Source organism: Paenibacillus sp. Soil766, from assembly GCF_001428105.1.
GTDB lineage: Bacteria > Bacillota > Bacilli > Paenibacillales > NBRC-103111 > Paenibacillus_E.
Genome location: NZ_LMSJ01000018.1, coordinates 29,085 through 53,653 on the forward strand (window position 1 = coordinate 29,085; position 24,569 = coordinate 53,653).

The window sequence follows — 24,569 nt, forward strand, 5'->3', positions numbered from 1 at the left end:
TCCTCGTATATTAAGTTGTCATCATCTGTTATCATTCAAAAAGCATTTGACTTTTCATGACTTATTTAAATCATAATGCAGATAACTTAAATCAAACTTAAATAACGAGCAGACATGACAAAAATCCCAACAGCACTGTTCACAGTGGTGTTGGGATACAATTTTTCAAAAACTATTTGCATTAAAAATTAAGGAATTGCCCTACGCTGCTTTCATTGATTAAATATTTGATAATCCGTTTCACTACATAATTTGCAGCTTCTTCGGTTGAAAGCTCGTTTGTATCGATGACAATCTCCGGGTTCCCAGGAATATGGTTTGTGCTCGTGCCGACATAAACTTCCGTATACTCTTTGCCAATAATGTCTCGCGCGGTTCCTGGGTCGTTGCTGTTCGAGGAATCACTCGATACCAATGCAATAAGTCCGGCATCGTTCATCAATTTAGCAATCTCTGCTAATCGCTGCAACGATTCTCCTTGGCCATTCCCCAGTAACATGGTATGGTGACCTGTCGATACTAGACGTTTTTCAACTTCCTTCGCAAGGACCGATTGATCTGCAGATGAACCAGTGAACCAAAGAGTCAATGGATTCTGACCTTTTTGCTGAGCGCGAACATCTCTGGTAATTTCCGTATCTAGCTTGACTGAATTGTCGGAGCTTTGAACGATTTGCTCAATGACTCCGCAAGCAGATGTCATATTAGTGACACGATCGATCAGAATAAATCCGCCAATACTTTTATTTTGTTCAAAAGAATCAATAACGATATTGTCAGATAACGTAAACTCACATGTTGCCAATTCATTTTTGACAATATGGTCGGTTGGCACCGTTTTGCCTGTATTAATTTCAATTTTATGCTTAATGGCCGTTACGGTACCTGGTAGGATTTTCGTCCCTACTTTGACCAGATAATTCTTACCTGGCGTCAGCACAGAATCATCCATCCAAAGAATCGTAGCACTGAAACTATCCGCCTCTTGAAGCTGACTATCCTTCGTGAATACACAGCCCCGCGAAACGTCGACTTCTCGATCCAATTGAATCGTTACTGGCTGTCCAGCATAGGCATAATCGCGATCTTGGTCTCCCACGAGAAGACGTTTAACTTTTGCTTTCTCATGACTAGGCAACGTGATCAGTTCATCGCCAACCGCGATACGCCCACCCTCGATCTGGCCTTGGAAGCCGCGGAACGTATGATCCGGACGGCACACACGCTGAATCGGCATCATGAATTGCTTAGCATTGTCGTTCTGATGAACGTCCACATTTTCCAAATACGGCAGCAAGGCAAGGCCTTCGTACCATGGGGTATTTGGCGATTTCTTCGTAATGTTATCCCCTTCTGTCGCAGAAACAGGGATCACCTGAATGCTTTCGAAATGAAACCCAGAGGTCAATTCCAAAAATTCTTGCTTGATCGCATCAAAAACCTTCGGATCAAACCCGACTAAATCCATTTTATTCACAGCTAAAACAAGATGTTTAATACCCATAAGTGCGCAAATCCGAGTGTGGCGCTTGGTTTGGGTAATAACCCCTTTCTTAGCATCCGTAAGAATGATAGCAAGATCCGCAAACGATGCGCCTACAGCCATGTTGCGGGTATATTCTTCGTGTCCCGGTGTGTCCGCTACGATGAACGAACGGTGGTCCGTCGTAAAATAACGATAAGCCACGTCAATCGTAATCCCTTGCTCACGCTCTGCAAGCAGCCCATCAAGCAGCAAGGAATAATCAATTTTGCCGCCGCGGCTGCCAAGTCTGCTGTCCAGTTCTAACGCTCTCTCCTGGTCGGCGAATAAAAGCTTGGCCTCATAAAGCATATGTCCAATTAAGGTGGATTTTCCGTCGTCTACACTTCCGCAAGTAATAAATTTAAGCAGACTTTTCATCTTAGAAATAACCCTCCCGTTTACGTCTTTCCATACTTCCTGCCGCCTCTTGGTCAATTACCCGCGTTGTCCGTTCGGATGAAACCGCACCAAGCGTTTCTTCAATAATCGCATCTATCGTATTCGCATCCGACTCAGCTCCGCCAGTAAGCGGATAGCAGCCTAATGTGCGGAAACGCATCTTCTTCATTTCAATTTTCTCATGAGGCTCGAGCTTCATGCGCTCATCGTCCACCATGATGAGATGCCCGTCGCGTTCGAGTACAGGTCTTTCTTTTGCAAAATAAAGAGGCACAATATCAATGTTCTCTCTGCGAATATATTGCCAGATGTCTTTTTCCGTCCAGTTGGATATTGGGAATACGCGGGTGCTTTCACCCTTATTGATTCTTGTATTAAAAAGCTTCCACATCTCTGGTCGTTGGTTTTTCGGATCCCAGGCATGGTTTTTATTACGGAAAGAGAAAATCCGCTCCTTCGCACGCGACTTCTCCTCGTCACGTCTTCCGCCGCCGAACGCAGCAGTAAATCCGTATTTGTCCAATCCTTCTTTCAAGGCTTGGGTTTTCATAATATCCGTATACGCGGAACCATGATCGAATGGGTTGATCCCTTGATCAATCCCCTCCTGATTGGAGTGAACAATCATCTTAATCCCGAATTCTTTGGCTTTACGATCGCGGAATTCAATCATTTCTTTAAACTTCCACGTTGTATCAATATGCATGAAAGGAAACGGCGGCTTCTCCGGATAGAAAGCTTTCAGCGCCAAATGCAGCATCACGGAACTATCTTTCCCGATCGAATACAGCATTACGGGATTTTCACATTCCGCCGCTACTTCTCGAATAATATAAATCGCTTCAGCCTCGAGTTGATCTAGATGCGTCATTTCATCTATAGAATCAAGCATCAATTTTTCCATGGAAAGGTGCCTCCTTTTAATTCTTACTAAATCTATCGCCTTTCTTTATATCCTAACAGATAATGGCTTTCGTGCAAAGTGGAAGAAAGTAAAAAACTTATGAAATCTAAGTTTTCGGTCGAATATTGTCGTGTTTTTGCATGCGAGCATGAAGCATTTATTTATATATGCATATAGTGGGCTTATCGTTACTGAAGCATACGGCGCTTCTTGTCGCGAAATCCAAATAAAAAAGCACCCGGTCATCAGGTGCTTCTAACTATATAAGAAACTTACTTCCAAAACAATCTCAAGCTGTGGACTCGGATTTACAAAAATTAAGCAGTAACACTTTCGCCTTCTAAATCACTTGCTTGCTGCCTTCTTCTCACCCATGAGCGCACCCAATCGCTCCAACAGATCCCCGCCGCCAGTTAAAGAAATCGATCCGACTTTTTCGCAAATTTTCTCGAGGAATTCCAGCTCCTTCAGACGGAACAACGTCTGATTCTCATCCATCAGCTTCGCGGTGTTCAGCAAACTTCGGGTTGATGCAGTTTCTTCCCGACGAGTGATTAGATTCGCCTGGGCCTTCTTCTCTGCCAGCAAGACAGTGTTTAAGATATCCTTCATCTCTCCCGGTAAAATGACATCCTTCACCCCTGCATTCAGAAACTGTACGCCGTACTCTTCGCCCCTCTCGCGTAAACGGGACAATACGAACGAAGCTACGTCCTCTTTCTTCTTCAGGAGATCGTCTAATTTAAGATGCCCGACATATTCACGCAGGATGAGCTGAAGCTGGATGTGGATTTGCTCGTCAAACGATTTCATTTCCAAAGCACGCAATGGCTTCACGATCTTGTATTGGCAGACGAAGTTCAAGCGCAGCGTAACCTTGTCTTCTGTCATGATTTCTTGGCCGATAAGATCCATTTGTTGTTGCCTTAAATCAATCGTTTTTACCACAATCGAGACAGGACCTCTCCAAAAGTAGTACTTCCCAGGAGAAAGCTCTCTCTGCAAAACGTGATCATAAAACAAAAATCCAGACTCGTAACTCGCGATTTCGAAACACTGTACATAGGTCATAAGCTTCGATAGAATCGAACGATTTACCTCAACAGGTAACTCCGGTTTTCTAATATCCGTATGCAAAAAGGTATGCTTTTTCAGGACATTCCAGTAAGCGTAGACACCAGGCTTAAGCAGTTGTACGAAATGACCATCCTCATCATGCAGCGCATATTCGTGGTCTTGCACACGAACGATATCAAGCTCCTCCGCGAGGTTATCATCTTGAAGGAACAACTGCAAATCTTTGCCCGCTACAACGAACGGGTCCGCGATATTCAACACGACAACCGTGGATTGTGACCACATTACAAAGTGATAGGTCCCCGGCATGATCTTTTTCACATAACTTCCTTTATGAAAGAGTAGACCGCGTTGGTCAGCTTGAATCGTTATTTTTTTCAACATATGGATTACCCCCTTAATAGTTCGACCATTGGATGAAGAATCCCACTGCGGTTCAGGCGGAATCTCGTTTCAGATAAGCGATCTACCCGCGATGTTAAAGGACATTTGATTTAGGAGGTTGACCCTACTTCAGTCATCCTTCCTTCCCCTATCATCCTAAAAAATCTACCGGATCTCGCACTATCTGTATCCACGGATTGCAAAGCCTTACCTGCAGTGCGCTTATACTAGCCGCTAGGGATTCTATCCTTTGTTCTTTGTTCATCATTTTCGCTCGATTGGAAGTCGAGTAGTCAACCAGAATCGCTCAATATGCGATTGGGGATTCGAACCCCAAATGGTGGATTCTTATCGATCCGATCGTACAGGATACCGTCACATATCATGCACGGCACTGCGGGATAACCGATATCCACGCCTCGTTACGACCGTCCGAACAAGAACCAAGTGTCTTACAAGTTCTATATTCGCTTATTTCAATGAGAACGAACATGGCGGAAGTATTACGAGTTGGTTTTTTTATAAAAAGAAATAAGCCCAAGCATCGGTTAGGAAGAACCAGTGCTTGAGCTTTTATCTATAATCAACGTAAATCTATACTGTACTAGTCGTCCGGATTCTTTTTTATAACAAAGTCTGGCCTTCTGCATTCTTATACACAATATATGTTTTGTTTGCCTTAGCATCAATCTTAGCGCGCAATACATGGAAAATGAGAAAAACTTCTATCGAAGTCCTTCGAGGATGAGCGACCGCGTTTCAAAGGTGGTTTTTATCGCCAATAAGAATTTGTTCTTCCGAGCCTCGGAAACTTATCCATTCTTATGTGGTAAAAAAACTCGATTTGACTGGAAATTATGTAGTTAATATCCCTCTTTTTTGCACATTTGGGCTAACTGTATAAAATTAACTGAGGTTTTTCCATCTATTCATCATTTTCTCATAAAACCCCAAAATAAAACTGTATAAAATCCATCTATTTGCCTCCAGCGCACCGTGGAAACTTATAAATTCTGGCGTAGTCAAAAAAACCGCAGAAAAGGAACCCTCCTTTCTCTGCGGCCTTTCTATAAATTCTATCCAACAACAGCTAATTTTACCACCGGCTGCACATACGGACGGCTCTCATAAAGTGGAATTCTGACCTCAAAGGTGCTTCCGATCCCTAGATCGCTTCGCACGCGTATGCTTCCACTATGAAGCTCGACGAGCTCTCGCACAATGGCCAGCCCCAGACCGGATGAGCCTTTATGCTTCACAGGTCTTCCTCTCTCCACTTTGAAGAAGCGCTCCCAGATGAGCCCTTGATCCTCCGGTGATATCCCGATTCCCGTATCGGTTACCGTGATGAGAACACACCCTTCCGATGGAATCGCCATCGCCTTCAATTCGATCGTTCCGTTCTCGGTGAACTTAACGGCATTTTTGATCAAATTGTTTAAAATTTGTTCCAAACGATCCGGATCGGCGTGAGCCTGTGGCGAATTATCATCCTCATGGCAGAGAATGAACGTTCCGCGGAGTTCCGCTTCCGGTTGGAATTTAAAGGCCAGCTTGGACAGCATCGCCTGAACATCGACCGCCAACCACACAAGATCGATTTCCTTATTTTCCAGTTTCATTAAATCAGTAATATCATCGACCAGCCGGTTCATATGGAGGGTTTCGTTATACATGATCTCGTAATATTTTTCCCGGGCTATATCTTCAATCAAACCATCCTGAAGCGCCTCCAGAAAACCCTGCATCGCCGTAAGCGGCGTTCGCAGCTCATGGGAAACATTCGCCAAAAAATCATGCCGCATCTGATTCAGCTGCCTCTTCTCCAGATCAACGCGCGCAAGCTGCTCCACCATGTGATTAATCGTCGTCGCCAGCTCGCCAATCTCGTCTTTGGAATCGATTTGAATTCGCTCACTGTAATCACCGATGGCAATCTTGGCTGCCGCCTTGTCGATCTGTTGGATAGGCCTAGTAATGGACCAGGAGAAATAAGAGGAAACGCCAAATGAAAAGAATATACCGAGCAAGGTAACCCAAAGGATGGTTTCTCGGAGCTGAGCGATCGTCTCATTCATCCCTTTAAGAGGCGAATGCAGGACAATTCCACCGTATATGTCGTTGTCTTTCCCCCATGGGACGGCAACCGAAAGCATACCTTCCTTAAAACCTTCGGATTGATTCCATACGGCGGGTTCACCATTCAGGACTCCGTTTATCACTTCCGTGCTGACGACTTTACCTACGTTCACCTCATCCTTTGAAGAGGTAGAAACAACGTTTCCGTTCAAGTCAAATATCCAAATACGCGAATCAAAGGCTTCATCGAAAAAGCGCAGCTGCTCCTTAAATCTGTCACTCGGATTCGTTTGATCTTGAATGGCCAGATTCACCTGTTTGGCTTGCCGGATCATCTCATTACTTTTGGAATTGACGATATAATCCTTGGCAAACAACGAAATAACGAGCCCCACCGCACATAGCCCGAGGAGCACCGTAACCATGGAGCTGGTCAGCATTTTGCGAAGAATGCTCTTATTTGGATTTAGGTACATGCCGCTACCTCAAATTTATAGCCCACTCCCCAAACTGTATGAATGCAAACATGATGACACGGGCTTAATCTTTCACGAAGTTTTTTAATATGAACGTCAACCGTTCTCATATCACCTAAAAAATCATATCCCCACACCTGCTCCAGCAGCTGTTCTCTCGTAAACACGTCGCCCGGAGATTTCGCAAAAAATGCGAGCAGTTCAAACTCCTTAGGGCGCATATCAATCTTAGTACTCCCCGCGAGCACCTCTCGGCGGGTCACATGGATGACCAAATTATCAAACTCATATTGGACGGGTGCGTCCACCTCAATACTCGGCTGTCCCTTCTGCATTCTGCGTAAAATCGCTTTAATCCGCGACACCAGCTCCCTCGGACTGAAGGGCTTGGTCATATAATCGTCGGCACCAAGCTCAAGGCCCAGCACCCGATCAAACTCATCGTTCTTCGCCGTCAGCATAATGACCGGCACATCATCATAACGCTTGGTAATCTCCCGGCACGTTTCATACCCGTCGAGCCCGGGCATCATCACATCTAGTATCACGATATCAGGCTTAACTTCTGCTAACATGGTCAGGGCCGAGACGCCGTCAGGGGCTTCGATTAATTCGATGAGCTGCTGACGGAAATAAAGCCGGATGATTTCTCTCACATTCGGATCATCATCTGCAATCAACACTTTCCAAGTCACAAGCGGTTCACACCTTTCTATGATCATCCCATAGATTTCTACAATCTTTTCCATTTTAAGGGGGTATCCCCGATTGTATTCTTTATATGACACAAAAGGAATCACATGACATCGCTTACAAAATGTTACAAAAATCTGCTGTAGAAGCGCTCCTAATGCTGTCAGATCCCGCCCCCCACAAGGCATCTCCCGCTTATCCCATACAAAAAAGCCCCCTATGAAATAGAGGACTTTAAGTAATTATTTTTACCACGAAGATAGTGCCGTTCTTTTCCAGGTATTAGGTGCCACACAAACATAGACAAACCCGTCATCCCATGCCATCTCCCCCACTTCTCCTGGGGCAGTAGCCGAAGCCGGCGTCATAGATTTCCTGATGCGGATACTGTCATCACTGACGTCCAGCTTGGTCTTAGCGTCCGAGTTGCCAATACCGATATTGCCGCTGCTGCGGTTAATCGATAATGGATTGTCCAGGGCTTTACCATCATCCGAATAACGGATGATCTGCAGATTGGAGCCGGCATTTCCTCCCGTTTCCTCGGAGTTATCTGCACGCATCGCCCAGCGAGGTGTCGTCACATTTCCATCGTCTGCCTTGGCCCAAGTTAGATCACGATTGACGCCACCGGTTCCAGCAACCCTTAGAATCCCGTCCATCACATTGAAATTAGAGGAATGCGTGCGAATTTCAGCCACATCCTGGTCGAATGGAATTTCCAGACGCGTGAACAGTTCATTTGGGTTTTTGCCGTCAGGTGCCATCGTTGTTTCGAACGACATATGGTTATGGTCGTGCTGCTCTGGGTTATTCGCTTTGGCATGCGCGACGATAGCCGCCTTATCCTTCCCTTTCTCGTCTAGCCAAGAGATGGCCGGCTTCGCTCGATCTTTCGTCCACTGCAGCCGGATGAGATCCGACAAGTGGCCTTCTGAAGAGATCCACTGCTTATCGGTAGAGAGATGAATCCGATCATTATGAGGGACCTCAAGGCCTCCCCCCGGTAAAGACGATTCCTGAAAGGTGCCGGCCGTTGCGGCCGTCTCATGGCCGCCTGTGTAAGCGAAGGCCATTCCTGAGACACCCAGCGCCGCACCAGCCAACAGAGAGATCACTAAACCAATTTTTTTCATCTTGCATCCTCCTCCTTTTTGTTCATCGAATACGTCGGGCGATTAGCGTTCAATAGTTCGATCCATCTCACGTAATCATGGACAGCGATGCCGATATAGCTCGGATAAAGGGAGAGGCTTTCCTTGACCTGTTTCAATTCCGACTCCATAAGCGAAGAATTCGACGTATAGAAGGTCGTATAATCGGCTTCCTTGCTGGGCAACGTATCCACGGCAATGACCGCCTGTTTCTTCAGCGTTGCTGCCTCTAAAATGATGGATTTGGCTCTGGCAATGATGCCGTTGCTTCCAAGTGCCTTATTCCGATAAGCCATAATGACGACACTATCCGCCTTCTCTAGCAGCCAAGCGCTAAAGGAGTAGTTAGATCCGGGAACCTTACTGCTGTTGATCCAAAAAGGAATATCGAAAGCCATCGTCATACTGCGATCCGAGCTTTCCACTTGGGATTCAATGAGTCTGATCGTTTTCATCCACTGTTCGAGCACCCAGGTCTGATTGGTCTTCCACATATCCAAGGTGTAGGGTTCAATGTCAAAATGAAAGCCCTGGAAGCGTTCTAGAGCACCTGCCGAAGCGTTATATTGCGTAACCGCTGCAATCCATTGCTGGATATAGATATGGTTATGGTCATAGATCCAATCCGATTGGCCAGCCAGCGCCTCAACCTTGATGCCCAGCTCATTCGCTCTGCGGATGAAATTTCGGTAAACATCCTGACTCGGATACGTTTTCTCATAGCGCAGATAAATGGACGTCAATTTTTGGTTCACCGCAAACTGGAGGACGCGATCGCTATCCATCTCAATAAGCTTGCTATCCCAGATCCAAGTGGACCTTTGCGCTTTGTCCGCCGAAGTAATCAGTACCAATTTTCGTTCTCCCACCCAATCGACATCAGCTCCGAGGCTCTCACTAACAGCTCTTAGTGGAACCATGGTTCTGTCATTTCTCAGGACAGCCGGAGCGTCTATTTCCACCTGCTTACCGTCCACCAACGCAATTTTTTGCCCTATGGTCAATAATGATGTGGCGTATTTACTACGAAAAGTTACCTGTTCCAGGGAACCATTCCATCCCACTTCAGCACCCAATTTCTCGGCAATCTCCCTTACCGGCACCATCGTACTGCCTGTCGTCTCATCGATGTAGGGCTGAATATCCGTAAAGACGATCTTCTCCCCATTGACCTCCACGCCAAGCCCAGTGTCCAGAGAGTACACAGGGAAAAACAAAGGAACACTTACTACCATTTGAATAATTACCAAGCATACAATCGTCTTTCTCATAGGGACTAACGGTTTACACCATGCTATATTCAAGCTCTTCCTTGACCACCTCTACAATGCCTTCCACATAACCGGACAACTCCCGTTCATCCGGTCCTTCTGCCATCACCCGCACTAGTGATTCCGTGCCCGAAGGCCGCACTAATACACGGCCTCTGCCGGCCATCTCACTTTCCACCTGGCGTATAACGGCATCAATGCGACGATTGCCTTCTAGCTTGTATTTATTCATCACGCGTACATTAACCACCAACTGAGGGTATTTGACGACAGGGGATACGAGCTCGGACAAAGGCTTGCCTTCTTGAAGCATAACCTGCAACAGCTGAAGCGCTGATAGCAGACCGTCCCCAGTCGTTGAATTATCTAGCAAAATGATATGTCCAGACGACTCCCCGCCCAAGTTGTACCCGCCACTGCGCATCGTTTCCATGACATGCCGGTCTCCTACCTTGCTTTTTAACGAATTAAGACCGATGGTATGCAGCGCTTGATGAAAACCAAGGTTGCTCATGACGGTAGAAACGACAGTGTTCTGACGCAGCCGTCCCTGCTTGGCCAGATGAGCGGCAAGGATATAGAGGATGTGATCCCCATCCAGTATTTCGCCCCGCTCATCAACTGCAATCAGCCGGTCCGCATCACCGTCGAACGAAAGTCCCGCATGTGCCTGATGATCTAGCACAGCCTTACGCAGATGCTCCGGATGCGTCGAGCCGCAATCCTCATTAATATTTAAACCATCCGGTTGATGATGCATCAGAATCGTCTCTGCACCCAACTCGGCGAACAGCTGCGGAGCTAACACGGAAGCCGCCCCGTTGGCACAATCGAGCACGATTCTACAGCCTAACAGCGGCACCGCAGCTGTCGACTTCAAGTAGCTTAGATAGTCCTGTGCGCCCTGTAGATCATCACGCAGCGTGCCAATCCCCGCTCCCGTAGGGCGGGAAACCCGATGCTCGTCCCCCTGCAAGCGGGTCTCGACTTCCTCTTCCCAGGCATCCGGCATTTTGAAGCCGTCTCTTGCAAAAAATTTAATACCGTTGTCCTCCACCGGATTATGAGAGGCAGAGATCATCACCCCTGCGTCCATGCCTGACTGTCGTGTGACATAAGCCACACCAGGCGTCGGTAGGACGCCTAGTCTTACGACATCCACCCCGGCAGATAACAACCCAGCAGACAGAGCTGCTTCTAGCATGTGCCCGGAGATGCGGGTATCCCGTCCAATAGCGACGGTTGGCCGATTCCCTTCACAGCTGCGCATTAGCATATAGCCAACAATAAGCCCTAATTCATAAGCCAGCTCTGGCGTTAATTCACGGTTGGCAACCCCTCTGACGCCATCCGTACCGAAAATAGCTCCCATATCAACACTCCTCCCTATGGTTCGTTAGGCGAAAATTCCCATATGTTCATAAAAGGCCCGATTCGCCTCCTCCAATTGTTCTGGGGTATTAATCCCCATCACTTCTGTCGGATCCTCAAGGATTATGGCCTCGAATCGCTTCTCGCCATCGGAAATACCCCTCTGCCGCATCACCTTCACGATATCGGTCAAGTAGTACTCCCCCTGTGCATTCGCATTGGTAATGCTAGGGAGCGCTTGAAACAAGCTTTCATTATCGAAACAGAAAATTCCCGTGTTAATTTCGTTAATCGCTTTCTGCTCAGGCGTTGCGTCTTTCTCTTCAATGATATCGACAACTTCGCCGCTTGCAGCATCTCGGATAATTCTACCGTAGCCCGTTGGGTCCTGAACGATCGCAGTCAACACCACACCGGCACTAGCGCTAACACGCTGGGCCGCCAACAGCCGCTCAATGGTCGATTGCCGGATCAGCGGCGTATCGCCCGTCAGCACCAAGGTCGAGCCGCTGCGGTTATGGAGCAGCTGCTCCGCCTGAAGAACGGCATGTGCCGTTCCTAACTGATTCTCCTGCTGGGCGTAGGTAACCCGCGTTCCCAAGCACTTCTTCACCAGCTCTCCCCGATGGCCGATCACGGCCACAATTCGGGTGATCGGCATCGCTTCCAGCTTGTCCACCAAACGGCCGATCATCGGTATGCCGCCGACAGGATGAAGCACTTTGGGCAGCTCCGACTTCATCCGTGTGCCTTTCCCTGCTCCTAACAGAATAGCGAATGCTTCCATGTAAGTGATTCAGCTCCCTTCCGGTTGGTTATTCTACCGTCACGCTTTTGGCTAAGTTGCGCGGTTTATCAATATCGTTATCTAGCGCCAGGGAGGCGTAATAGGAAATTAACTGCAGCGGTACGACGGCCAATATCGGCGCCAAGAGCTGATGGGACGGCGGGATGAAGCAGATCTCATCGACCGCGTTGAGCAGCCCCACATTGCCTTCCACCGTAATTCCCATGACATGTGCTCCGCGTGCCTTGACTTCTTTAATATTGCTCACTGTTTTCTCGTACAGATCCATCTGTGTAGCCAGCGCAATCACCGGCGTATCCTTCTCGATCAACGCCAATGTGCCATGCTTGAGCTCTCCGGCTGCATAAGCCTCCGAGTGGATGTAAGAAATTTCTTTCAGTTTGAGAGAACCTTCCAGCGCAACGGCGTAGTCCAAGCCTCTTCCGATAAAGAATAGACTCTCGGCATCCTTGATCGATTCTGCATACAGCTTCACTTCGTTCGCGTTTTCCAGCACCTTCTCCACCTGAACGGGAAGTGACTTCAAGCCTTTGACCAGCTCCGCATGAAGCTCGGTAGACAGCGTCTGTCTTTCCTGGGCCAAGTAAATGCTGAACAAATAGAAGGCAAGCAGCTGAGCTGTATACGCTTTGGTCGATGCTACTGCAATTTCCGGGCCGGCCTTCGTTGCGATGACATAGTCCGCATCTCGCGCAACTGAACTGGTTGGCACATTGGTAATGGCCAATACTTTGGCGCCTTGTCTTCTGCTCTCCTGCAGGGCAGCAAGCGTATCCGCCGTTTCCCCAGATTGGCTCACGACGATGACGAGCGTTCGGTCCGTGATGATTGGGTCCCGATATCGGAATTCCGATGCAATATCGCACTGCACGGGGATCCGCGTTAGCTTCTCAATAACCGTGCTGCCGACAAGGCCAGCATGATAGGCGGTGCCGCAAGCCACGATAAAGATTTTATCCACCTGTTGAAATGCTCCTGCTGCGTGCGCTAATTCCGGAAAACTCACTTCGTCCTGATCATTGATGCGCCCGAGCATTGTATTACGAAGCGTTAACGGCTGTTCGTGAATTTCCTTCAGCATGAAATGCTCAAACTGCCCCTTCTCCACCTGATCCGCGCTCCAATCGATGTGCAACAGCTTACACTCCGCCGGCAGCCCTGTCTCAATCTTCGTGATCGAGATACCCTCATGTGTAAGGATGGCCATATCGCCATCCTCTAGAATATAAACCTCACGCGTATGCTCAATAAGCGCAGAGATGTCCGAAGCCATGAAGTATTCTCCCTGACCCGCACCAATAACTAGCGGACTCGATTGTCTGACTGCGACAAGCTTATCCGGCTCATACTCGGTCATGACACCAAGGGAATAAGCCCCTTGCAGTCTCTGAATGACCGCAAGCATAGCGGTGTAAATGTCGCCTTCGTAATGCTCGGCAAGCAAGTGAGCAATCACCTCGGTGTCGGTCTCGGAAGTAAAGATGACACCTTTATCCTCCATCTCTTGCTTGAGCTCCATATAGTTTTCCACGATGCCGTTATGCACGACCGTGAACTTACCCGACATATCCGTATGGGGATGGGAGTTGACATCCGACGGACGGCCGTGCGTAGCCCAGCGCGTATGCCCGATCCCAATCGATCCTTTCAACGGCTGCTTATCCAGCTGATCCGATAAATTGGCCAGACGTCCTTCCGCCTTGCTAACCTTGAGCCGATCTTGCACTAGGACCGCGATCCCCGCAGAATCATACCCTCTATACTCCAGCTTGCTTAATCCGTTCAACAGAATCGGCTGTACATCTCGCTTTCCAATATATCCCACAATGCCACACATCGTTGTTTACTCCTCTCTCTTCTATGCTAAGTCTAAACGCCAACAGCGAGCCTTACTTCTTGCTGACGAATACCTGTTCCCAATTTATAAATATTGTCCCTTTGAATGTCTACAAACGCATTACGTGTATCAATGATAGGCACGTCAAGCTCCGCTAGTTCACGGTTATTGAAGATGCGGTGGTTCGTGATCAGTACCATGCAGTCATATTCAGCAAAAGTTGACAGATCATAGTTCACAGAGTGTACCGTATCCCCTTCTTTATCAAGGAAGGAAACGGCATGCGGATCGTAATATTCCACTTGAGCTCCGCTCTCCCGAAGAAGCTCGTACAACTCCAATCCCGGCGATTCACGGAGATCATCCACATCCGGCTTATACGCCATACCTAGAATAAGAATCTTCGAATTGCGGATGGATTTGGCATACATATTGAGAACCTGCGAAGCTTTATACCGAACATATTCCGGCATATTATCATTGATGGATTGCGCCAGCTCGATAAATTTACTATAAAAACGGAATTCTTTGGCTTTCCACGATAAGTACATCGGATCCAGCGGGATACAGTGACCGCCGATGCCAGGTCCCGGATGGAACGGCATGAAACCAAAAGGCTTCGTCGACGCCGCTTTAATGACCTCCCAGACGTCAATGTCCATTTTGTCGCACATCATGGCCATTTCGTTAATGAACGCAATGTTAATACTGCGAAACGTATTCTCCAGCAGCTTGGACATCTCTGCTACTTTTGGCGAGGAGACTGGTACGACATCTTTCACGACATGGCCATATAGGGTGACACCGAGGTCGATGCACGCTTCCGTCGTACCGCCGATCACCTTAGGCGTATTATAGGTGTTGAATTTGGGATTACCTGGATCGACCCGCTCCGGCGAGAAGCAGAGGAAGAAATCCTTGCCTACCTTGAGTCCTTGCGCTTCCAGCTCGAACTGGATAAGCTCCTCCGTCGTTCCCGGATAGGTGGTGCTCTCCAGGATGATCAAAGCTCCGCGCTTGAGATTTTTCTTAATTTCCCGGACAACACTCTGAATATAAGAGGTATCCGGATCTTGGTTTTCACTAAGTGGCGTCGGTACACAGATGGAGATCGCATCTAGTCTTTGAACCGTATGGTAGTCATCGGTCGGAATAAAGCGGCCGGACTCGATCGCTTTCGCCACCTCTTCGTTCGGAACGTCTTGAATATACGATTGTCCGTTTTGAAGGGACTCTACCTTCCGGAAATCGAGATCGATACCGTATACCGTAAACCCGCCCTTTGCCATCTCCATGCAGAGAGGCAGTCCTACATAGCCGAGGCCGATGACCCCGATTTCTGCTGTTTTTGCCTGAAATTTATATTTTAATTGGTTATATGCGTTCATGATGATTCTCCCTCCTATGTTTCCAAGTTTATTAGCCGAGACGTGGTATTAGCTTCTTAATTCGCCACTCCAACTCCGAAATGGAGAAGGGCTTCGTCACATAATCGGATGCACCCAATTCGAAGGCACGGTCCATACTTTTGGGCAGCTGCTTATCCGTTAGAACGATAACTTGTCCTTCGCCGGCATAATTCCTCTGAATCTTGTCAATTAACTGGTACCCATCAAGAATCGGCAGGTTCAGCTCCGTGATCACCAAGTCTGGCATTGTTTTCTCAAATTTCTCGAACGCTTCACTGCCGTCCTTAGCCTCTTCTACCTTGTAACCGTTGATCTCTAACCGCAGCTTGACGAACTCTCTGCTCACTTCGTCCGGATCGGCGATGAGAATCGAAGTAATTCCTTGCTGAACCCCATGATTCATGAAAAGGTGAATATCTCTGCTCTCCCCTTTTCCTTGGAGTGTTGTATGAAGCATCTGTGACATCGATTGTTCCGTCAACTCTCCGCTCTCGGGGAAACTGGCGACGACCATCTGACCTTCGAGCACTGCTTGTTGTTCGAGGAACTCTTTGAGCACGAGCGATGCATAGTGGGTGTTAATCAGTTTTTGCCCAGAAAGAACGATTCCAAGAAGGCCGCTCCCATCCAAGTAGAAGCATTGAAGGGGTATCTCGGGCTCAAAGCCACTCACATAGGACTGCATCTGTTCCAGTACCTTCTGGCCCACCACTGCACATGGCGCAAGGATCATCCCGTATGGAGCACCTTTTTCATAGGAAGCCTGAACTTTCTCTGCTACTTGTAAAATTGCTTCTTGAATCGGATCATGCACTAATACCGCCATCTTCTCCACTCCTCTTGTCTTTGTTTAGTATTCTATTTATTAAAATTGGTGCGGACCATCGTTCCCCACGAGTTGTTATTCCGCAGGAATTCGACATGCCCGTTTAACCTCCACCAAACACCGATTTGCCGATACCCAGCAAACATTAAGAGCGAATACAAGATCATTTTGCTCAAGTCACTAAGCTTGGGATATCGGCTGAAGGCCGTCTCTTCAATAAACAGGGCCCCCAGGCTTAAGGCAAAACAGGAAAATAAATTAACTAACGAAAAGATCACGACGGTGTACCAATCTGTCATATTTAGCATCCAGTAACCCAATATCGCCAACAGGCCACTGAGACGGAAATACGGATTCAGGGTTTCAAAAATAATGTTATAGGGAAGTGTCAGCATGCCGAAAATTTTGTATTTCGGACGCAGCACCATGTGAATCCCTTCCTCAATCATGTTCTTCAGATTCCCCCGCCCCCAGCGCTTGCGCTGGCTGCTCAAGATTCGGTACGAATCAGGGGCTTGCGTCCAACAAACCGCATCTGGGCAAAAGGCTACCCGGTAGGGAATTTTATTCTCCAAACAGTGGCGATGAAGCTTAATCACAATGTTCATATCCTCACCGGGGTAGCCCCCACGGTAACCGCCGACGGCGATGATCATTTTCTTTTGAAACACGCCGAAGGCTCCTGAGATAATAATGAGGCCATTGACGGCGCTCCAGCCGATCCTGCCGCCGAGGAAAGCTTTCGTATATTCGACGTGTTGCAGTGCCGGCAGCAGCTTGCGAGGAAATTGAACATCTTTCACAATGCCGTCCTCCACCTTGCAACTGTTCACGATTCGAACATTGCCCCCAACGGCGATCGTCTCCTCAGGGTTCTCCATGTATACCCGGGCAATCCGTGTTAAAGCATCCTTTTCAAGTAAAGAGTCTGCATCAATGGTTGAAATCAACGCATAGTGGGAAAGGTTAATGCCTGCGTTTAACGAATCCGCCTTCCCGCCATTCACTTTATCTATGAAAAAAAGATTGGGATACTCGGGATTATGGTACACCCCTCTGACTTTTCCGGTCTTAATGGAGCTGGAAAGCACCGGATGAATGAGCTCCAGCTTGAATTCTTCAAGCATGCATGTTAAGGTCCCATCCTGTGAACCGTCATTGACGACGATCACCTCATACTCCGCATAATTGAGCGCGAGTAGCGACCTTACGTTCTCAATAATCGTTAACTCCTCGTTATAGGCGGGCACCAACAGCGAAACCGGCGGAAGCTGACTGGAACTGGATAGCTTATTAATTCGGTTGTACTGGATTCCCCGCTTGATCGCGAAAATATGCCGAATCGAAAATCCGAAGATAAAATAATAGAGCAATGTGACGAGAACAACGTAAAAGAGTGCGGCATAGCTGTAATAGAGCAAAAACTCCCTTAATCCGTTCAGAAATGATTCCAAGATAACTTGATATCCAAAAACCCACATGTTTAAGCAACCCTCCTATACGACACGATAAATACGTTTTGACTTGCGAAAGATTTTGTCATAGGTATACATCAGCGTGTTATATTGCATGAGCTTATTCCAATTGTGCAGCCCCATAGACAGATGCTTGATCTCATCCTCAATCAACTGCAGCATGAACTGACCGCGTTCTGTGCCTTGAACCGCTGCTGCACTTTCACAAAACGCTACCATACCTTCTTCGCCCATACGGAGCAGCCCCTTGCCTGACGCATACACGATTCGTTGATCGGGGTCGTTCAGACTGATGGTCATGAGCTCGACGTAAGCCGTGTTTTTGATATCAGCCAAAGCCTCTATCGTCAATTGCCGAATGTTCAGATTGGGATGATTGAGCAACTTGCTAACGATGTTTCTAGGCAGTAGACGGGAGCTTTTCAGGTACAAATCCACCGCTTTGATTTGAATGTCTTCCTGCTCGGCATCCATGAGACGGTAGACCGCAGAGGCCGCTGCCGGATCGGTGTAGACATTCAGCCCGATGAGCCCAATTCGAATGTAAGCCGGATTCCTATGACTCACATAGCTCGTGTACAAGGAACCGGCATCCACGTCCGAATCAGCGATGATATTCACAATCAGCTCGTAGTACTTCTTGTTGTGCCCAAGTAGAATATGAACCATGGCTTGGAGCTCCTGTTGACTGTGGGCACACTTAGCGACCGCTCTAGCCACGACAAACAGCGACGAATCGAGCGGATGCTTCTGTAACATGTCCAGTAAACCCGGAACTGCCTCCTTCACCCGCATGCATCCCAAATGATACGCAGCATCCAGCTTCACCCGATAAGTTCGGCTGTTAAAGCGCTCCTGATGGTACTGAACGAGCCCCAAATCTATGCAAAGCTGCACCAGCTTGTGCCGCTGTTCGCCAGAGAAGATTTCCATCATATCATTCAGCTTCTCCTGCATCGCCTCTCTTTCCACCGAATTCATCGTCCAAGGAGGGACCCTTAACGGCTCCACCCCATCCAGATTGGCTTGCACGTACGTCAGGTAATCCTTAAACTTCGTCTGGAATCGGTCGTTCAGCCTTCTCCTTCGAATACTTCTCACCTTGATGGCATAAATGATGACCACACAAACTAGATTAAAAGCCAAAATAATATATAACGCTTGTATGGCTGCATTCAGATTGGTGTACACGCCTGCACTCTCCTTATTTTCAGCTCCCCGATTGATCGCTAGTGGTCATGGGGCCATTGATCTTATGCAACGCCTCTTTCATCATGTAGTAGCTTTGCTTCGGCCGTTCCACGTAATTCACCTTATCCTCCCAGCCCTGCCAGGTGTATAGCGGCATAGCGGACACTTGTACCGGCTGCGCCGCAGCCGAACTGTCCCGGCCCACGACGCCATCATTCTTCACAATCCACGGTACAAAGCGAACACCTTTCACATGTGTCTTTTCAAATTTATTCTTAGTCGGGGCGTTGTAGTTGATCACACTTAGAGCGCTTGGATCACTGAATCCGAGCAGCATCCACGGTATGCGCATTTCGAGCACCTGCCCTTGAACTTGCCACATCGCTTTCGAATTGTATTCGGTACGGGATGGATCGCTGTAGCCTCTCTCTAGAATACCAACCTCTACATCCCCGAAGGGGTGGTCCACCCGGGAGTCGGGATGTTCCAGCAGATAATTGACCACTAGCTTCCAAGGCTTGAAAATCCCCGAGTCATCCTGCTTTTCCTTCGGATCGACCTCCGGCAGTCCGGAACGCTCATACAAGCGGGCATGAATATCGTAATTAGAAGCGATCGTCATGCGGCTTTGCTTGTCATCCGACAGCTGGATTAATGTTTCCAATCCTTCATCGAGTGTCATGCCGTGAAGTTCTGGTCCGTGACGATTGCCACCGGGCAGCGTATCTGCCCCGAAATAGATGCTTTCCTTTGACGGGTCAAATGGTTCAGATAGCTTGGCCTGCAAGTACAGGTAGCCTTCGTCCTGCGTGGCCCAAATCTCCTCAAAGCCAGGAGTGGGCACATCGAGTTTCTTCTTATCCTTCAACTTGTTCCAATCCGAGGAGTCCCCATCGATGTGAATCGCTTCGTCTTTGCCTGGGAACATCCCGAGCACCCCGAAGAAAGACTCATTCGTCAGCGTGTTATACCAGTACGCCCGGCGATCCGCTTCATCGTAGCGTTGCGTGTTCCATGTCTTCTTGAACCATTCGTCCTGCCACGTGAACAAAATCGCCCCGGCATAGCCAGACCCGTGAATCTGCTCCAGTAATTCCACATCGATCTCTCCCTGCCCCTTCTCGCTATGACCGCCTTGATTGCGGCCGAGCGTACCTAAGTGGGCTACGCCTACGGAAGCCGGTACGCCATATTCCGTCACCATGACCGGCAGATTGGGATGCGCTGCTTTTAATTTATTCAGGTAGGTGTAGTAACTATCGACTTCCCCTTTGCTATTGGTCATTTCCTGGAACGACTTATCAAAGGCAAAGAAATCGGGATAGTACGGATACACATGATACGAGGCAAAATAGCCCGCCTCCCAATTAACCGCCTCAATATGCATGGGATCGACACTAACCATATCCTCTTCAACGAGCGGTTCGCCCGGATGCGCGATCGGATCCGTCGTCACCCAATTGGCGAAAGCCATCGGGTGCTGCCAGCCATACTGAATCTCCGTTTGCGCCGCCGTGTCGACCATTAAGGCCAGCCACTTCTCAAAAGCGTTCGCTCCCGGTGTACTGCTGAAATATTTCCCCGCGTAGTCCGGGGTGTCCGCGTGCAGCTCATTGGTCCCCTTCACCATCTTCGGATCCCATTCCGTCCCGACAATCCAGCCCATCAGATACGGACCTGCATTATATTTATAGGCGCCTCCCGCTTTCCCCGAATGCGGCTCGGGTGTGAGCGTCGTTTTGCCATAAACCGCCGCAACCGCGTCTTTAATCTCTTGTTCGAATTTCTCCTTGATCTTGGGATCGAAGGCATCCTGTCCTTCAATCAGTTGTTCCTCAGGGCTCCATACACCCTGAAGGAAGAAAAGCGGATTACTTTGATGTTTCATGTTGTATTTGGAAAGCGCCTCGTAAAACTCAGGCATCATGATCGTATACACCCGAATCACATTCGATCCCATATCCTGAATCATGCCAAACCATCTCTCATATTCATCCTCTGAAATGGCCAGTTCACCAGGGTAATGTCCAGGGATCGTCGCCCCCATATTAATTCCCTTGGCGAAATAAGGCTGCCAGGCTTCATTCGTGTATTCTTCTACATTCATTCCTTGTGTCCTAAACTTCACATGTATGCCGCTAGCCAACGTCGTGCTTTCGACTCTGACCAGAAGTGGACGCAGCCAATAATAAAACGCACCGGCTACAATCGCTATGACAAGACTTATTTTTAACAACAATTTGGGCCACTTGCGCATCCTATTCACCTTCGATAATTTGCTGAGTTCTTCTGTCTATTGCCATGGTACGACAGGAAAGTGCAATTGTCTGTTTTCAAAGTGTTAAACATTATGATCGGTTTAAGAGCATTGTGTTCATAATTTGAACTTTGTTATTAAAGAGTTAAAAGATTGTGAGAGGATTGTTAAAATGGAATAATTTTGTGTAAATGGGGAGAGATAGGAGGAGATCGAGGGGGATTTTGGCGGATGTTGGGGGAGTGTGGAGAATGACAAGTTAATATCATTGATGCGTAATGGGAACGCCTAGTTAGAAGGAAAAACACCTGATTTGGGTATCAGGTGTTTTTCCTTTCTAACTAATTTATTAATTTCTTTAACAATCAGTCAACTCTATTAATTCCGTGCTTCTATTTCATACTTCCATCTCATCTGTACTACTCCTCAAATCCGCTCCACTGCAGTAATCTCAGCTTTCTGTACCATCCCTAACCAACAAAGCCACCGATTCCACATGCACCGTATGCGGGAACATATAGTAGTTGACATGTATCTGTGTTAGTTAGTTAAAACCCTTGATTTGCAAGGGTTTTAACTATAGCCTATTGTTCTATTCATTTCATTTTTATTGTTGAAACAGTTCGTCAACAAGTTGTCAACGATTGCATTTATCAGGAACTTAATATTCTTCCATTATACGTTCAGCAACCTGGTTAAACCCAGCTCTTGATGCGAACCCCATAAACTCTCCACCAATCATCCAATCCTCATCTGTAACAATAGTTTTCTTTAATATTTTAATAAAATCATTAACTACAGCGGTTTTTAGCAGTTCTAACGTCGGGCATTCTTGGTACTTACTTCTTATAATTCTCGTTAATATGATATGTAAAGAGTTTACGCCAATACCTTTTTGAATATTATAGTAGGAGTTATATTTCTCTTCATTTTTAAAATTAAAACAACCAGGCCACTTGCTCATTACTGAGTCCCAGCATTCTACCAATAGTTGCTGAAAAAATTCTGTATAATGTTTCGCTTCTATTTCATTACTAAGTTTTTTATTTTCCCAAAATAAAGAAAGTAAATCAAACAACGATTTGTTAAAAGCATTTATTGATATAATTCTTCCAGATTGATCAGGACCGACCTTGATAGCATTATACCAAACCGAATTTTCATTTGAATTTATAGATTTAGTTATTTTCGTTGCTATATCTTCAATAACCTCTACTTTATTAAAGTAAAAGTTGTTTTCTCCTTTATCCCGTATCTGTTCTCTTAATCTAATTGCGAGGTCTGTACTAACCTTTTTCCCTTTACTATTAATATTAATAAATGTATTTATTTCGTGTATCTGTTTTTCCTCGGGTATTATCATTATTATGACAGGTATTTCATAGTGTTTTATTTCACTATATTTAAATTCATCTATCTCTCTCAATTGCTTAAATGCTGCAATACGATGCTGTCCATCAACCACTCGTAATTTTCCTATAATACCAAGTCTATTTTGGTTATATTCAATATTTCCAGGTTCACTTGCCGTTAAAATTGCTGGAGGTAAGATGGCTCCACTCCCTTGTAAATATTTGGTTATTTTTCTGAAGTGACTTGGAAGCAGTGGTCTTTGATACCCCCGTGAATTTTCTTCCTCTGAGTTAAACTGAAGAACATACGTCCCAAAAACTAATTCTTCTATCGTCAATACAACTATATGCATTGAAAAATTATTTTGATGAGCAGTAATAAATGACTTATTCTTAATCATATTATATTCCCCTCTCCTGTCGAGTAGAGAAGATTTTTTAATTCTTCTTTTGATTCAATACACCTATTTTCTTCTACTAATTCTTTTAACATTGCAACGTTAAAATTCTCAGTAAGCCATGGAATATCATTTTGTGAAATCAACTGATGAAGCTCATTTAAAAGTGAATTGCTTAAACTAAGATTAAGTTCAATTTGTATTTCCATACAAATTAAATTGCCTATAATTTTTTCTATACTGTCTAATTGACTCGTAATCTCAAATAAGTCTTCCTCATTATTATTAACGAAATCGTTAATTATTGTATTAATCCTTTTTTGCTTACCACCTGGTAAAAAATAATCAATTTTTTTGTATTGATTAAATGCCTTTACAACACCAATTTTAATTCCATTAAATAACGATAAGTGACCATTATTATCGGTATCAAGATTAGCTTGAAACCCTATGTATGCTTCCAACAACCGTGTTGCTAACAACTTAATATTCGTCTCTAAAGTGTTTGCACTATTATGAATATTAAATAATCCAAAAAGTATTCTCCAAAAAATATCTTTCGAGTTTGCTAATTCAAGAAAATGTGATGCCAACTTTTCTTCTTGACTATTAGTAAACCCCAGTCGTACATCGTCAAATATAAAATCGGTTTCTGTTATTGGCCGTGTTAATATTTTTGAAATTAGCTGGGATGAAATTTGTAAAGCATTGGCTCTGCTAATATTTTTCATTTCAGCAAATATTATCGCGTCGTAGACTTCCCGACAATCCAAATTACATTTTAACAATAAATCTATATTAGGCTGATAAGTATCATACATAAATTTGGCAACCATTTGCTTTATTTCTTGTATTTGACTATGCGGATCTTTAGTACCGAGTTGTATTTGCATGCCTGCGAGTTGACTATCAATGTTCTTCAATAAACCCAGAATTGTTTTCATTAACTCACCGTAAAAATCCGAACCAACTAAATATTGATAGTTTTTGTAAACTAACATATGTTCCATCTCACCCCAGAACATATTAATTAGTGATTTTATTTGTAGTTCCATAGGGAACTCCTCATTATTATCGACCCACATACATTTTATACGATATATGTCTTCACCATTCTTTTGTTTTTCAGGTTGACCCTCTAGAAATATTTTAAAATAAGCCTCCCCCGTAGTATTGACCCCAGGCAAACATTTAAAACCCCGTTCTAGTGAATGAGTAAATATTTTTGATAGTTCTCTAAAAATAACTTTCTCTTCAGAGTGAAGTAAACATACGAGTCTTAAACCTATTAAATCTGGCAATTCTTTAATGAAGTTTTCAGGATTATCATACTTCTCGTAGTATCTCTTTCTAATGATTTTTTCCCTTAAACTCGATGGACCTTTAACCCTTGCCTGAAGAGATAATTTGTTATCCAACCTATTTATAATATTTTCTTCAATAAATGATTCTACGGCTTGCTTTACAAACTTGAACTTTGTTGCTGTTTCTGATTTCAATTTTTCTTCACATTGATCAATGAATAAATTTAATGAAGCATCCATATAGGTGGGTTCCTCCCGTAAAGCGAAAGTATAGTAATCTCTATATTACAATTTCCCTCTACGTTCTTCCATATTTTTTTCCATTATTCGAGTTTTTTATTTATAGGCTATTACTAAATGACTGAATGACTGAAGAATT

17 protein-coding genes are annotated in these 24,569 nt (G+C 45.9%); all 17 read right to left on the bottom strand.

From position 1 onward, the window contains the following. Positions 1 to 181: 181 nt before the first annotated feature. The 17 genes from ASG89_RS14725 to ASG89_RS14805 all read right to left on the bottom strand — a co-directional run bounded on the left by ASG89_RS14725 (position 182) and on the right by ASG89_RS14805 (position 24,430). A complete protein-coding gene (locus ASG89_RS14725; RefSeq protein WP_063867899.1) occupies positions 182 to 1,903 on the bottom strand; it encodes a GTP-binding protein in 1,722 nt (573 codons plus the stop codon). Between the two features lies 1 nt (position 1,904). Next, entirely contained in the window at positions 1,905 to 2,816 is a 912-nt protein-coding gene (gene cysD / locus ASG89_RS14730) for a sulfate adenylyltransferase subunit CysD (protein WP_414813267.1), read from the bottom strand. Between the two features lie 357 nt (positions 2,817 to 3,173). Further along, on the bottom strand, positions 3,174 to 4,289 hold the full coding sequence (locus ASG89_RS14735; RefSeq protein WP_057311474.1) for a slipin family protein: 1,116 nt from the start codon (positions 4,287 to 4,289) through the stop codon (positions 3,174 to 3,176). A 1,076-nt stretch (positions 4,290 to 5,365) separates the two neighbouring features. After that, entirely contained in the window at positions 5,366 to 6,844 is a 1,479-nt protein-coding gene (locus ASG89_RS14740) for an ATP-binding protein (RefSeq protein WP_057311475.1), read from the bottom strand. After that, positions 6,835 to 7,566, bottom strand: a complete 732-nt coding sequence (locus tag ASG89_RS14745; protein ID WP_057311553.1) for a response regulator transcription factor — start codon at positions 7,564 to 7,566, stop codon at positions 6,835 to 6,837. Before ASG89_RS14745 ends, ASG89_RS14740 begins: the two co-directional genes overlap by 10 nt. Before the next feature lie 219 nt (positions 7,567 to 7,785). Continuing rightward, a complete protein-coding gene (locus tag ASG89_RS14750) occupies positions 7,786 to 8,673 on the bottom strand; it encodes a hypothetical protein (RefSeq protein WP_235549767.1) in 888 nt (295 codons plus the stop codon). Next, entirely contained in the window at positions 8,670 to 9,962 is a 1,293-nt protein-coding gene (locus ASG89_RS14755; protein WP_063867906.1) for a copper amine oxidase N-terminal domain-containing protein, read from the bottom strand. The genes ASG89_RS14750 and ASG89_RS14755 overlap by 4 nt, the downstream gene beginning before the upstream one ends. 13 nt (positions 9,963 to 9,975) lie before the next feature. Further along, a complete protein-coding gene (gene glmM, locus ASG89_RS14760) occupies positions 9,976 to 11,334 on the bottom strand; it encodes a phosphoglucosamine mutase (protein WP_057311477.1) in 1,359 nt (452 codons plus the stop codon). Between the two features lie 24 nt (positions 11,335 to 11,358). Continuing rightward, positions 11,359 to 12,120 (bottom strand): sugar phosphate nucleotidyltransferase, encoded by a 762-nt coding sequence (locus tag ASG89_RS14765; protein WP_057311478.1) that lies wholly within the window; start codon positions 12,118 to 12,120, stop codon positions 11,359 to 11,361. A 28-nt stretch (positions 12,121 to 12,148) separates the two neighbouring features. Further along, positions 12,149 to 13,978 (bottom strand): glutamine--fructose-6-phosphate transaminase (isomerizing), encoded by a 1,830-nt coding sequence (glmS, locus tag ASG89_RS14770; RefSeq protein WP_057311479.1) that lies wholly within the window; start codon positions 13,976 to 13,978, stop codon positions 12,149 to 12,151. A gap of 32 nt (positions 13,979 to 14,010) precedes the next feature. After that, positions 14,011 to 15,366 (bottom strand): nucleotide sugar dehydrogenase, encoded by a 1,356-nt coding sequence (locus ASG89_RS14775; RefSeq protein ID WP_057311480.1) that lies wholly within the window; start codon positions 15,364 to 15,366, stop codon positions 14,011 to 14,013. 31 nt (positions 15,367 to 15,397) lie between these two features. Then, on the bottom strand, positions 15,398 to 16,213 hold the full coding sequence (locus tag ASG89_RS14780) for a response regulator transcription factor (RefSeq protein WP_057311481.1): 816 nt from the start codon (positions 16,211 to 16,213) through the stop codon (positions 15,398 to 15,400). A 32-nt stretch (positions 16,214 to 16,245) separates the two neighbouring features. Next, the gene (locus ASG89_RS14785) at positions 16,246 to 17,694 is read right to left on the bottom strand and encodes a glycosyltransferase family 2 protein (protein ID WP_057311482.1); all 1,449 of its coding nucleotides are present in this window, start codon (positions 17,692 to 17,694) and stop codon (positions 16,246 to 16,248) included. 15 nt (positions 17,695 to 17,709) lie between these two features. Continuing rightward, complete coding sequence (locus ASG89_RS14790; RefSeq protein WP_057311483.1) at positions 17,710 to 18,879, bottom strand: HEAT repeat domain-containing protein; 1,170 nt, start codon at positions 18,877 to 18,879, stop codon at positions 17,710 to 17,712. Between the two features lie 19 nt (positions 18,880 to 18,898). Then, positions 18,899 to 21,136 (bottom strand): hypothetical protein, encoded by a 2,238-nt coding sequence (locus tag ASG89_RS14795; protein WP_057311484.1) that lies wholly within the window; start codon positions 21,134 to 21,136, stop codon positions 18,899 to 18,901. A 661-nt stretch (positions 21,137 to 21,797) separates the two neighbouring features. Beyond that, on the bottom strand, positions 21,798 to 22,889 hold the full coding sequence (locus ASG89_RS14800; protein WP_057311485.1) for a DGQHR domain-containing protein: 1,092 nt from the start codon (positions 22,887 to 22,889) through the stop codon (positions 21,798 to 21,800). Beyond that, complete coding sequence (locus ASG89_RS14805) at positions 22,886 to 24,430, bottom strand: hypothetical protein (protein WP_057311486.1); 1,545 nt, start codon at positions 24,428 to 24,430, stop codon at positions 22,886 to 22,888. Before ASG89_RS14805 ends, ASG89_RS14800 begins: the two co-directional genes overlap by 4 nt. Between the last annotated feature and the right edge of the window lie 139 nt (positions 24,431 to 24,569).